The 12,611-nt window shown below is 68.8% G+C and carries 12 protein-coding genes; 8 read left to right on the top strand and 4 right to left on the bottom strand.

Going from position 1 to position 12,611, the window contains the following annotated elements; genetic code table 11:
• Window positions 1-13: 13 nt before the first annotated feature.
• A complete protein-coding gene (locus IM689_RS11255) occupies window positions 14-1,069 on the bottom strand; it encodes a hypothetical protein (RefSeq protein WP_193644040.1) in 1,056 nt (351 codons plus the stop codon).
• A 163-nt stretch (window positions 1,070-1,232) separates the two neighbouring features.
• Here IM689_RS11255 and IM689_RS11250 point away from each other — a divergent pair, with 163 nt between their 5' ends.
• The 5 genes from IM689_RS11250 to IM689_RS11230 all read left to right on the top strand — a co-directional run bounded on the left by IM689_RS11250 (window position 1,233) and on the right by IM689_RS11230 (window position 6,638).
• The gene (locus tag IM689_RS11250) at window positions 1,233-1,394 is read left to right on the top strand and encodes a hypothetical protein (protein WP_182434808.1); all 162 of its coding nucleotides are present in this window, start codon (window positions 1,233-1,235) and stop codon (window positions 1,392-1,394) included.
• A 31-nt stretch (window positions 1,395-1,425) separates the two neighbouring features.
• Window positions 1,426-2,712, top strand: coding sequence for a threonine ammonia-lyase IlvA (gene ilvA / locus IM689_RS11245; protein ID WP_193644100.1), 1,287 nt, complete (start codon window positions 1,426-1,428; stop codon window positions 2,710-2,712).
• A 62-nt stretch (window positions 2,713-2,774) separates the two neighbouring features.
• A complete protein-coding gene (locus IM689_RS11240) occupies window positions 2,775-3,710 on the top strand; it encodes an alpha/beta hydrolase (protein ID WP_193644039.1) in 936 nt (311 codons plus the stop codon).
• 97 nt (window positions 3,711-3,807) lie between these two features.
• Complete coding sequence (locus tag IM689_RS11235; protein ID WP_193644038.1) at window positions 3,808-5,979, top strand: malate synthase G; 2,172 nt, start codon at window positions 3,808-3,810, stop codon at window positions 5,977-5,979.
• Between the two features lie 269 nt (window positions 5,980-6,248).
• The gene (locus IM689_RS11230) at window positions 6,249-6,638 is read left to right on the top strand and encodes a hypothetical protein (protein ID WP_193644037.1); all 390 of its coding nucleotides are present in this window, start codon (window positions 6,249-6,251) and stop codon (window positions 6,636-6,638) included.
• Between the two features lie 79 nt (window positions 6,639-6,717).
• Here the strand turns inward: IM689_RS11230 and IM689_RS11225 are convergent, their stop codons facing one another.
• The gene (locus tag IM689_RS11225) at window positions 6,718-7,779 is read right to left on the bottom strand and encodes a hypothetical protein (protein ID WP_227484750.1); all 1,062 of its coding nucleotides are present in this window, start codon (window positions 7,777-7,779) and stop codon (window positions 6,718-6,720) included.
• A 216-nt stretch (window positions 7,780-7,995) separates the two neighbouring features.
• Here IM689_RS11225 and IM689_RS11220 point away from each other — a divergent pair, with 216 nt between their 5' ends.
• Together IM689_RS11220 and IM689_RS11215 are read left to right on the top strand one after the other, a co-directional pair.
• Entirely contained in the window at window positions 7,996-8,943 is a 948-nt protein-coding gene (locus tag IM689_RS11220) for an AAA family ATPase (protein ID WP_193644036.1), read from the top strand.
• Window positions 8,936-10,624 (top strand): VWA domain-containing protein, encoded by a 1,689-nt coding sequence (locus IM689_RS11215; protein ID WP_193644035.1) that lies wholly within the window; start codon window positions 8,936-8,938, stop codon window positions 10,622-10,624. The genes IM689_RS11220 and IM689_RS11215 overlap by 8 nt, the downstream gene beginning before the upstream one ends.
• On the opposite strand, the gene IM689_RS11210 is transcribed toward IM689_RS11215, so the two are convergent.
• Together IM689_RS11210 and arsB are read right to left on the bottom strand one after the other, a co-directional pair.
• The gene (locus IM689_RS11210; RefSeq protein WP_193644034.1) at window positions 10,608-11,054 is read right to left on the bottom strand and encodes an arsenate-mycothiol transferase ArsC; all 447 of its coding nucleotides are present in this window, start codon (window positions 11,052-11,054) and stop codon (window positions 10,608-10,610) included. The two genes, IM689_RS11215 and IM689_RS11210, sit on opposite strands and share 17 nt — an antisense overlap.
• Window positions 11,051-12,154 (bottom strand): ACR3 family arsenite efflux transporter, encoded by a 1,104-nt coding sequence (gene arsB, locus IM689_RS11205; protein ID WP_319803866.1) that lies wholly within the window; start codon window positions 12,152-12,154, stop codon window positions 11,051-11,053. Before arsB ends, IM689_RS11210 begins: the two co-directional genes overlap by 4 nt.
• Before the next feature lie 52 nt (window positions 12,155-12,206).
• On the opposite strand from arsB, the gene IM689_RS11200 reads away from it, so the two are divergent.
• The gene (locus IM689_RS11200; RefSeq protein WP_118914941.1) at window positions 12,207-12,536 is read left to right on the top strand and encodes an ArsR/SmtB family transcription factor; all 330 of its coding nucleotides are present in this window, start codon (window positions 12,207-12,209) and stop codon (window positions 12,534-12,536) included.
• The last annotated feature ends 75 nt before the right edge of the window (window positions 12,537-12,611 follow it).

Below are 12,611 nucleotides of genomic sequence, written 5' to 3'. Positions count from 1 at the left end.
GACGGCGGACGTGTCAGCCGCCGCTCACCATGTGCAGCACGTCCGGTGAGGCGCTCTCGCAGCTGTCGAAGTGGTTACCCGAACCACGTGCCTTCTGCTTGGAGCTGTCACGGATCTCCAGCATGCCGTTGTAGGCGTTGACGCCGTACGAGCTCGGCGATCCACCGCTCGGCGACATGCTGCCGCTCGAGCTACCCACGTACGCCTGGTAGCCCGAACCGTCGTAGCCGTACGCAGCCGACCCGCTCGCGCTCGCTGCGTTCCACGCGACGACCGGCGCGCTGCAGCCGGGCAGGTTGATGAAGTCCAGTCCGTTGCTTCCTCCGCCGCCACGCAGGGTGAAGGAGCCGATTCGGCTGGCGCCGCCGCTTCCGGCCCGCCAGACCGTGACCGTGTTGCCCTCACGGGTCATCGCGTAGTCCGAACCGCCCATGCTCGTCGTCTTGACGAGGCCGGGAAGCTCGCTGACACCCGTCGTGCTCGGGCTCGGTGCAGGGGCAGGTTCCTCGGTGTTCTGCGACGGTGCAGGCGCTGGCGCTCCCCCGCCGCCGTTGTTGCCACCGTTCGAGTTGCCCTGTGTCGTGGAGGGGTCAGGGCTGCTCGTCGAACTCTGTGTCGTGCTCGACGACGTCGAGGACGACGTCGAGGACGACGTGCTCTTCGTCGGTGCGCTGGTGGAGGAGTCGCTCACCAGCGGCGGATCGGCCTTGTCGTCTCCGCGACCGTTCGTGAAGAGGTAGCCGAGCATTCCGACGACGGCGAGCGCGACAACGGCGATGAGCGCCACGAGCATCTGGTTCGTCTTGGCGGGCCGGGCGGACGACGTCGCCGCGGGCTCCACCGGGGGCACGCCGCCCCCGTACTCGTCCGCGTCGTCGGAGGCGTAACCGTTGTACGGCTGATCCGCGGCGCGGTCAGCACCGAGACGGGTGGGTTCCTCGTCGAAGAACGCCCCGCTCGTGTTCGCGCCGGCCGTGGCCCCCACGGCCGTGCGCGTGCCGCAGTTGCTGCAGAACGGCCCCGAGACCTGCTCCCCACATTCGGCGCAGTGCCGCTTGTCGTGCTGCATTCCGCTCCCCTCGTTGCTCGTGTCGAGCGAACTCACATCGACTCTGCCATGTCTGACGCACGAAGGAGGCACGTGGTTCACACGTGAGAACACGATTCGACAACAATGCTTTTTCGCCGAGGGTTCCCAGTGGTGACACAGGTCGGGATGACACGGTGGCCCGGTGAACAACGATCCCGTCGGCGTCGTCGTCATGGCAGCGCTGTTCGGTGCCGTGTGCGGGCTCCTGCTCGTGGGAGTCATCGCCCTGACGCTCCGCCTCGACCGCTCGCGGCACGCGAAGGTGCAACAGGCCCGCGAGGCGCGTTATCCGTCATCCGAGTAGGCCACGCGGCTCTCGCGCGGCGCATGAGAGTCTGGACGCCGTGACCAGCACGACCACCCCCACCCCCGGCGTCGACGCAGCAGCAGTAGACGCCGCCGCAGCGCGCCTCGAGGGCCTGCTCGCTCCGACGCCCGTCACCGAGAGCGGCCGCCTGAGCGCGAAGTACGGCGCCACCGTCGTCCTCAAGCGTGAGGACCAGCAGCCGGTGCGCTCCTACAAGATTCGCGGTGCGAGCAACCTCATCGCGCAGCTCGACGAGGACGCCCGCGCGGCCGGTGTCGTGTGCGCCTCCGCCGGCAACCACGCCCAGGGCGTCGCCTATGCGTGTGCGCGCCTCGGGGTGAAGGCGACGATCTTCCTGCCGCGCACGACGCCACGTCAGAAGCGTGAGCGCGTGCGCGTGCTCGGCGGCCCGTGGGTGACAACGGTCGTCGAGGGCGACACCTATGACGTGGCGGCCGCAGCCGCCGGTGAGTTCGCCACCACGACCGGGGCAACGCTCGTGCCCGCTTTCGACGACGTGCGCACGATCGCCGGTCAAGGCACGGTGGCGCGCGAGGCGTTCGCCCAGTGCGAGATCCAGCACGGCCGGGTGCCCGACGTCGTCGTCGTGCCCGTCGGAGGTGGCGGGTTGCTCGCCGGCACCACGGCGTGGGTGCGTGAACGCCACCCGAACACGCGCATCGTCGGTGTCGAGCCGGTGGGCGCCCCCTCCCTGCAGGCCGCGCTCGCGGCGGGTCGCCCCGTCTCGGTGCCGGTCACCGACCCCTTCGTCGACGGCGCCACCGTCGGCCTCCTCGGCGCGCACACCTACCCGGTCATCGCGGCGGGTGGGGTGCCCTGCTTCAGCGTCGCCGAGGGGCGCATCTGCACCGAGATGCTCGACCTGTACCAGAGCGACGGCATCATCGCCGAGCCTGCGGGCGCGCTCGCGTCAGCAGCCCTCGACGACGTCGAGATCGCCCACGGCGACCTCGTCCTCGCCATCCTCTCGGGCGGCAACAACGACGTGTCGCGGTACGCGGAGGTCGTCGAGCGTTCGCTCGTGTACGAAGGGCGCAAGCACTACTTCCTCGTCGAGTTCCCGCAGGAACCCGGTCAGCTGCGCCGGTTCCTCGACGAGATCCTCGGCCCCGACGACGACATCACCCTCTTCGAGTACACGAAGCGCTCCAACCGCGAGACGGGCCCGGCCCTCGTCGGCCTCGAACTCGGCGAGCCCGCCGGTCTCGAGCCGCTGCTCGAGCGCATGGCGGAGTCGGCGATGCGCACCGAGCGCGTCGACCCGGACTCGCCGCTTTTCCGCATGGTTTTGTGACTGTTCAGGGCTCCGACCGGGCAGGATGGCGGTAGTTCAGCCACCCGCCTCGAGGAGAACCCGTGCAGCCCCAGCCCTTCGACCTCACTGCCCCTGACGGCACGACGCTGCGCGGCCGCCGCTGGGTGGCCGACGAAACGTCGACGCGCGCGGTCGTCGTCATCGCGCACGGCATGGCCGAGCACGGCGAGAGGTACGCCCGCTTCGCGGACGCCCTCACCGGTGCCGGGTTCGCCGTCTATGCGGCCGACCACCGCGGCCACGGACGCACAGCTGAAGGCGGAACCCTCGGGTACTTCGCCGAGTCCGACGGCTGGAACCGCGTCACGGACGACATCGACACCGTCGTCACGCACGCGAGCGCCGAGCACCCGAACGCGCCGATCGTCCTGTTCGGCCACAGCATGGGCTCGCTGCTCGCCCGCACGTACGCGGTGCGTCATGGTGAACGCCTCACGGCCCTCGTCCTGTCGGGCACGCCCGCCGACGCAGGAACGCTGGGGCTCGTGGGGTCGAAGGTGGCCGCCGCCGAGGCGCGCCTGCGCGGCGCGAAGCACCCGAGCAAGCTTCTCGACAAACTCTCGTTCGGTGCGTTCAACAAGGCGTTCAAGCCGGCGCGCACGGACTTCGACTGGCTGAGCCGGGACGACGCCGAGGTCGACGCCTACGTCGCCGACGACAAGTGCGGGTTCATCGCCACCGCAGGGTTCTACGTCGACATGCTCGGCGGCCTGCGCCTCGTCAACACCCCGTCCTTCGTCGCGGCCACACCAGCGAAGCTGCCCATCCTCGTCGTGTCCGGCGACGCCGATCCGGCGGGCGGGGACGGTCGCGGTGTCGAGGCGGCCGCGGCCATGTTGCGCGACGGCGGCGTGGAGGACGTGACGCTCATGCTCTACCCCGGCGCGCGCCACGAACTGCTCAACGAGACCAACCGCGACGACGTGACGGCCCACGTTCTCGCGTGGATCGAGGGGCGCCTTCCGCACGACGCGTGACGCGTGTCACTTCGGCGCCCTCTAACCTGCCACAACGGGTCTACTGACGCGTAGCGTTGGAGAGAAGGAGCCCTCTGCATGCGACGAAAGGAAGCACATGACTGACACCACGCCGCGCACCGAGGTGCACGGACTCCAGGTCGCCACCGTCCTGTACGACTTCATCAACGACTTGGTCCTGCCGGGCACGGACGTCGACCAGGAGACGTACTGGAAGGGTTTCGCCGAGGTCATCACCGACCTCGGACCCAAGAACAAGGCTCTCCTCGCCGAGCGTGACGAGCTCCAGGCGAAGATCGACGCCTACCACCGCGACAACCCGGGCAAGCCCGACTTCGACGCGTACAAGGCCTTCCTCACCGAGATCGGCTACCTCGTCGACGCACCCGCCGACTTCTCCATCACGACGGAGAACGTCGACCGCGAGATCACCGACACCGCCGGTCCGCAGCTCGTCGTGCCGATCCTCAACGCCCGCTTCGCGCTCAACGCGTCGAACGCCCGCTGGGGTTCGCTCTACGACGCGCTCTACGGCACCGACGCGATCGACGAGGCCGACGGCAAGGAGAAGGGCACCTCGTACAACACGGTGCGCGGCGACGCCGTCATCGCGTTCGCGAAGAACTCCCTCGACACTGCCGTCCCGCTCGCCGAGGGTTCCTACACCGACGTCACCGGCTTCGGCGTCGACGGCGGCGAGCTCGTCGTCCACCTCGACGGTGAGCGCACGACGTCGCTGAAGAACGCCGACGAGTTCGCCGGCTACGTCGGGCTGCCTGCGCAGCCGGAGGCAATCCTGCTGAAGCACAACGGTCTTCACCTGGAGATCCAGATCGACGCCGAGTCCCCGATCGGCGCGACCGACCCGGCCGGCATCAAGGACGTCCTCGTCGAGTCGGCTGTCACGACGATCATGGACCTCGAGGATTCCGTCGCCGCCGTCGATGCCGAGGACAAGGTGCTCGGTTATACGAACTGGCTCGGCCTCAACAAGGGTGACCTCGCCGAGGAGATCACGAAGAACGGCAAGACGTTCAAGCGCGAGCTCAATCCCGACCGCGACTACGTCTCCCCCGGCGGCGACACGTTCACCCTGCCGGGCCGCTCGTTGCTGTTCGTCCGCAACGTCGGCCACCTCATGACGAGCGACGCCGTCCTCGATGCCGACGGCAACGAGGTCGGCGAGGGGATCCTCGACGCGCTCGTCACGTCGCTGGCGGCGCTGCACGGCTTCGTCGGCAAGGAGGGCGTGAGCAACACGCGCACCGGCTCGATCTACATCGTGAAGCCGAAGATGCACGGGCCCAAGGAGGTCGCGTTCACGAACGAGCTGTTCGGCCGCGTCGAGAAGGTGCTCGCCCTGCCGGAGAACACGATCAAGGTCGGCATCATGGACGAGGAGCGCCGCACGACGGTCAACCTCTCCGCCTGCATCTACGCCGCGAAGGAGCGCGTCGTGTTCATCAACACGGGCTTCCTCGACCGCACCGGCGATGAGATCCACACGTCGATGCTCGCGGGCCCGATGATCCGCAAGGGCGAGATGAAGGGTTCCACGTGGATCAAGGCGTACGAGGACAACAACGTCGACGTCGGCCTCGCTGACGGTCTCGCGCACAAGGCGCAGATCGGCAAGGGCATGTGGGCGATGCCCGACCTGATGAAGGACATGCTCGAGCAGAAGATCGGCCAGCCGAAGGCCGGCGCGACGACGGCCTGGGTGCCGTCACCGACCGCCGCGACGCTGCACGCGCTGCACTACCACCAGGTCGACGTGTTCGCCGTACAGGAGGAGCTCGCGAAGCGCAAGGCCGCGTCGGTCGACGACATCCTGCAGATCCCGCTCGCGGAGAACACGGACTGGTCGGACGCCGACAAGCGCGAGGAACTCGACAACAACTGCCAGTCGATCCTCGGCTACGTCGTACGCTGGATCGACCAGGGCGTGGGCTGCTCGAAGGTGCCCGACATCCATGACGTCGCGCTCATGGAGGACCGGGCGACGCTGCGCATCTCCAGCCAGCTGCTCGCGAACTGGCTGCAGCACGGCATCGTGAGCGAGGACGACGTCGTCGCGTCGCTCAAGCGCATGGCGCCGATCGTCGACAAGCAGAACGAGGGCGATAAGGCTTACGAGCCGATGGCCCCGGGTTTCGACGGCATCGCGTTCAACGCCGCGAAGGAACTCATCCTCGAGGGCGCGAAGCAGCCGAACGGCTACACCGAGCCGATCCTGCACCGTCGTCGGCGAGACAAGAAAGCTCAGTGACGATCAAGCCCGACCGAGGTAGGTTCGCGCCGGAGCGTGCGAAGGCCCGGCCCTGCCGAATCGGGCGCTGAGGAACTGAGCCAATGAGTAGTCCGCGCGCTGAGGATCAAGCGAACGGAGTCGAGGGTCGCCTGACCCTCACGATGGCGCGTAACTCACAGGTAGGCACGCAACTGCACACCTACGTGTGAGTTACGCGCTGGGGTCGGCGCGGGGCGCCCGAGGGCTGTGGGCGACCTGGGTTCCGTTGGAACGCCTAGCATTCGGACATGAAGCGCATCGACGTCCATGCTGACGGGCCCGCGAGTGTCGACGCGGCGTGGCAGGCCTACGTGCACGTCGATCGGTGGCGTGACTGGTCGCCGCACATGCCGCCGGTCGAGGCGGATGCCGTGGTGATCAGTCCCGGCGCGGAAGGACGGTGGCGTCTCGGGCCGGTGACGGTGGGGCGGTTCGTCATCACCGACGTCGATGCGGTGGCGAGGACGTGGAACTGGCGCGTCAGCGTCCTGGGGCTGACGACGACGGGCGAGCACCGCGTCGAGGTTTGTCGGAGCGGGTGCCGCTGTCACATGGCGATGGATCTGCCGCCTCTCGTCGGGCACGCCTATCGACCCGTCGCATGGTGGGCTCTTCATCGCCTTGCTCGCAGCTCGTGAGGCACCGGTCCACACCCCTGGTGGCTTCTCTTTGCGCCCACATGCACCCGGGTGCATCTGGGCGCAAAGAGAGAGGACGTCAGACGGCGACGTTCTCCTCGAGTTCCTCCTCGGTCTCGGGGTCGAGCTCGTCGCGCTCGTCCTGATGCGCGTGCTCGGCGTGACGTCCGACGGGGCGGGACGCAGCTTCCTCGAGCTCACGGGCTCGCACAACACGTCGCTGTTCGACCGCGCATCCGGCTGCGAGACAGAGCAACCCGACGACCAGCCAGCCGAACAAGATAGTGAGCGGGCCGGCGATCGAGGCGTCCGGGAAGTAGATGATGCGACGCAGCGCCTCGACGAAGCCGGAGCCGATCCAGAAGTCGTGCAGCCAACCGAAGAAGCTCGGCTGCATGACGGGCGCGAACACGCCGCCGGACGAGGTGAAGTTGAGCGCGACGAAGATCGCCGAGTACAGCAGCGTCGCGAACCGTCCGACGATCGGGTGCAGGCCGACACCGACCGTCAGCACGCCGGCCGTGTAGAGCAGTGACAGCGCCCACGTTGCGAGCGCGTGCCCACCGAACATGTCGTAACCCCACGCCGCGATCGCGAGTTCGATCGTCGAGATGACGACGGCGGCGCCGGCGGCGAGGGCGATGCGCTGGGCGAACGGGCGGCTCGCAGCCGCCGCGCCGATGGCGATCGACGTGGCGTACGCGGCGACCGTCAGGGCGACGAGGAAGAAGAAACCGTTCTGGCCGGCGGGGTCGTCCTCGGTGAGGGGCGCGACGTCCTTGACGGTCAGCGCATCGTGCTGCTTCTCCGCGACGGGGCGGAACATCTTCTCGACGACGGACTTCGTCGTGTCGGACGCGCCACCGGCGGTGAGCAGTTCGGCCTTGCCGTCACCGGGGACGTAGGCCGCGGAGATCTTCAGGTGCTTCAGCTGATCCGTCGCCTGCTCGGGCGTCGCGATCGTGCGGACGTCCGCCTCGTCGCCGAACGCGTCCTGCACCTTGGCCGCCAGCGGGCCCGCCTGTTGAGCCTGACCGACGACGGCGACGGGCACGTGGTGGGGCGACGGCTTGTGGAAACCACCGAGGTAGGCGGCGCACATGATGAGACCCATGAGGATCGGAACGATGACGTGCGACAAGACCGTCCTCATCGGGGCCTGCGCGGTTGGCGGATGCGCGGTGGACATCTCTTCCCTTCGTTTAGTTAGGTTATCTATGTTTAACGGTACACCTAACTGCGAAGTGTGCGCGAGCTGTGGGGCCAGCGTCACATCGGATCGTTCCGAGGGCCTACCCGGTCAACCCGTTCTGCGTTTTCGCCGATCGCGGCCTGAGCCATCCGCGACAATGGCACGGTGACTTCACGCTTCACCTCGGTCGACGATGTCCTCACCCGCCTCGCGGATGCCGGTTATCTCGCGAGCGACGCCATCGCGACGACGGTCTTCCTCGCCGACGCACTCGGTAAGCCGCTGCTCGTCGAGGGCCCCGCCGGCGTCGGCAAGACCGAGCTCGCCAAGGCCGTCACGAGCGCGCTCACCGCGACCACCGGCGAAGACGCCGACCTCGTGCGCCTGCAGTGCTACGAGGGCATCGACGAGGCCCGCGCCCTCTACGAGTGGAACCACGCGAAGCAGCTCCTGCGCATCACCGCCAACACTGCGCTGGCACAGACGAACGCGACAGGGACCACCGCGCAGGCGACCGACGACGAGGTCGCTCACGACTGGCAGGCCCTCGCCACCGACATCTTCACGGACGAGTTCCTCCTCACCCGGCCGCTGCTGCGCGCCATCCGCAACGAGCAGCCCACCGTCCTGCTCGTCGACGAGCTGGACAAGGCCGACGTCGAGGTCGAAGGCCTCCTCCTCGAGGTGCTGAGCGACTTCCAGGTCACCGTGCCCGAACTCGGCACCCTTGCCGCGACGCAGCGCCCGTTCGTCGTCCTCACCTCCAACGCCGCGCGCGACCTGTCGGAGGCTCTGCGCCGACGCTGCCTCTTCCTCCACATCGACTACCCCAACGCCGAACTCGAACAGCGCATCGTCGCCCTCAAGGTGCCGGGCCTCGACGCGGCGCTCGCCGAGTCCGTGGTCCGGCTCGTGCAGCGCCTGCGCGAGATGCCGCTGCGCAAGGCGCCCAGCATCGCGGAAACCGTCGACTGGGCGCGCACCCTCGTCGCACTCGGGGCCGACAGCTCCGACGACCTCGACCCCACCGTGCTGCGCGCCAACCTCGGCGTCCTGCTCAAGCACCAGGACGACATCGAGCGCGCCTCCACGCTGCTCAAGCTCGATGCCTGACGAGCACCACTTCCCGGGGGCGTTCCACAACCGCCCCTCGGCCGGGCAGCCCGAACGTCACGAACCGCTCGACGACGCTGCGCCGCGTGGCGAGGACACGCAGACACCCGCGGTGATCGGCCCCCTCGGACGCCGCCTCGTTGCCCTCGCCGACGCGATGCGCCGCCACGGCGTCGTCGTCGGAACGAGTGACGTCGTGGATGCCGGGCACGTCGCGGGCGCCCTCGGTCTCGAGAACCGCGAGCGCCTGCGTGAGGGGCTCGCAGCGGCTCTGGTGCGCCGGGGCGAGCAGCGCGGCGTCTTCGACGATCTGTTCGACATCTTCTTCCCCGCTGCGCTCGGACGACGCACTGCGGCAGGCCATCTCGGCGCCGACGACCTGCTCGCCCAGCTACCGGAGTTCGACGCGGAGAACGCCGATGCCGCCGAGCTGCGCGAACGCGCCACGGCCCTCACCGAACTGCTTGCGAGGGCTCTCGCCGAGAACGACGAGCAGGCCCTCGAGACGCTCGCGGGCGTCGTCGTCGACGAGTTCGGGCGCCTGCGTCGCGCGGGTGACGAGGGGTTCTCTGCGAACCAGGCCATCGACCAGTTCCAACCGAACCTCGCGGTTGCGCGGGCCACGGAGCTCCTGCGCGAGCACGACGAGTACCTGCGTCGCCTGCGGGCCGAGCAGGAGGCGGACGCCCTCGAGGGCAGCGGCGGCTCCCCCGGTCTCGCCGACGAGGGCGTCGGCACGTCCGAGGGCGGCGGTGGCGCCGGGAGTGGCGGTCAGGCCGCAGCCCCACTCGAGGGCTGGCAGCCCGACCCGTTCGTCCAGCGCTTCGACCGCGACGAGATCCGTACGCGCGTCGCGGGGTTCCGGCGTCGCATCGAGACCGAGTCCCGCCGTCGCAACGCCGAGATCCGTGGCAGGGCGAGCCAGGCGACGTACGCCGTCACGACGCCGATCGAGCGGCGCGACTTCAGCCAGACCTACGCCATCGACGCCGCCCAGATGCGTCGCGTCGTCGAGCCTCTCGCACGCAAGCTCGCGGCCCGCTTGGCGGCGAAGCGACGCCGCGCGAGCCACGGGCGCATCGACATCCGCAAGACGCTTCGTGCGTCGATGTCCACCGGCGGAGTTCCTATCGCGCCCGTTTACGACCGCCGGACGCCGAACCGCTCCGAGCTCGTCATCCTCGCCGACATGAGCAGCAGCGTCTCCGGCTTCAGCCGCTTCACGATCCTGCTCATGCAGGCGATGCAGGCGCAGTTCGCGCGCGTACGCGTCTTCGGGTTCGTCAACACCGTCGACGAACTCACCGAGACCGTGCGCTCCGTGGGCGCGGAGGGCGACCTCATCGAGGCGCTTCGCGGCAACACCCGGATGCAGCGCGGGCACCGCAACTCCGATTACGGCATGACGTTCGTCGACTTCGTCGCCCACCACCTCGACGCCGTCACGCCGCGTGCCACCCTGCTCATCCTCGGCGACGCTCGCACCAACTCGACGAACCCGCGCTACGACGCGCTGCGCACCATCGTGGACGAGGCGCGTCACGCGTTCTGGCTCAACCCGGAGGCCGAATCGCAGTGGGGTACGGGCGACTCGGTCGCCACGAAGTACGCCGAGATCATCGACATGCACGAGTGCCGCACGATCACCGACCTACGCGACTTCGTCACGAAGGCCCTCTGACGCCCTGAGGGTCGGCTATCAGGTCGGCGACGAGGGCGCGCACACGCGCGTCGATATCGTCGCGCACGAGACGCATCCGCTCCACGCCCTCGATGCCGCGCAGCGACGGTTCGTCGGTGGTCCAGCGCTCGATGTCGGTTCGCATTCCCTCCACCGGTTCGACCTGCGCTTCGCCACCGATGACGACGACGCGGTCCGCGCGGCGCAGCAGATCGACGTCGATCGCCTTGGGGTGTTCGCCCTCGCACGTGGCGCCCACCTCCTCGACGGCCGCTCGCGACTCCTCGTTGAGCTTCGATCCCGGGTGCGTGCCGGCCGAGTGCACCTCGACGGAGTCGCCGGCGTGCAGGCGCGTCAGGGCAGCCGCCATTTGCGACTTTCCGGCGTTCTTGACGCAGACGAACAGGGCACTCGGGCGGGGCTCGCTCATGCTCGGGTCTCCTTCGGCACCTGGGGGAAGCGCCCGCGCAGCGCGAGCGAGACGTAGACGAGGCCGACGAGCACGGGCACCTCGATGAGGGGCCCGACGACGCCCGCGAGCGCCTGGCCGGACGTTGCCCCGAAGGTCGCGATGGCGACGGCGATGGCAAGCTCGAAGTTGTTGCCGGCCGCAGTGAAGGCGAGCGTCGTCGTCCGCTCGTAGCTCATGCCGAGCGCCTTGCCGAGAACGTAGCCGCCGCCCCACATGAGGGCGAAGTAGACGAGCAGAGGCAGGGCGATGCGGGCGACGTCGAGCGGGTTGCGCGTGATGGCGTCGCCTTGGAGCGCGAAGAGCAGGACGATGGTGAACAGCAGCCCGTAGAGGGCCCACGGCCCGACGCGAGGCAGGAACGACCCCTCGTACGCGTCGCGGCCCCAGCGCATCTCGCCGACACGGCGTGAAAGGAAACCGGCCAGCAGCGGCAGGCCGAGGAAGACGAGCACGGACGCGGCGATGTGCCACGGCGACACGTCGAGGTTCGTCTGCTCGAGGCCGAGCCACCCGGGCAGCACCGACAGGTAGAACCACCCGAGGCCGGCGAAGGCGATGACCTGGAAGACCGAGTTGAGCGCGACGAGCACGGCCGCGGCCTCGCGGTCACCGCAGGCGAGGTCGTTCCAGATGATGACCATCGCGATGCACCGGGCGAGCCCGACGATGATGAGGCCCGTGCGGTAGGCAGGCAGGTGGGCCAGGAAGATCCACGCGAGCGCGAACATCACGGCGGGCCCGACGAGCCAGTTCAGGACGAGCGACGCGCCGAGCATCCGCTTGTCGGCCGTCACGCTGTCGAGGCGGTCGTAGCGAACCTTCGCGAGCACCGGGTACATCATGACGAGCAGGCCGATGGCGATCGGCAGCGAGACACCCTCGACCTCGACGGCGGAGAGCGCGTCGTCGAGACCCGGCACGAGCCGTCCGAGAAGGAGACCGACGGCCATCGCAGCGACGATCCAGACCGGCAGGAACCGATCGAGCGTCGAAAGGCGCGCGGCAACAGGGGCTTGCGTGGGCTCGGCGGAGCCAGTGGCATCGGTCTTCATCGTCATGAACTCTGGCCAACGTATTGATGTTTGTCAATGTGTCGGTAGGGTGAGCCACATGTCCACCCCCGCAGAGTTCACCTGCGCTCCCGCCGCCGACGCGGCGCTGCTGCCGCTCGACGACGCGAATCGCCGGGCCGAGCTCCTCAAGGCGATCGCCGATCCGGTGCGGCTGCGTCTGCTCACCTACCTCGCAGCCACCCCCGACGGCACGGTGTGCGCCTGCCACCTGCCGAGCCAACTGGGCATCACCCAGCCGACCCTGAGCCATCACCTCAAGAAGCTGACGGACGCCGGGCTCCTCATGCGCGAACAGCGCGGACGGTGGGCGCACTACACCGTCGTCCGGTCGCGGCTCGACGAAGCTCGGTCAGCGCTCGAGCTCTGACCCAGCCGGTGCAGATGTGTCGATGTGGCCGCGATATGCCGCCACCAGATCGACAGAAGTTCCCCGGATACGCGA

Origin of the sequence: Dermacoccus barathri (assembly GCF_015070805.1) — a bacterium.
In the GTDB taxonomy this organism is placed as follows: domain Bacteria; phylum Actinomycetota; class Actinomycetes; order Actinomycetales; family Dermatophilaceae; genus Dermacoccus; species Dermacoccus abyssi.
This window is presented reverse-complemented; position numbering and strand designations above follow the sequence as displayed.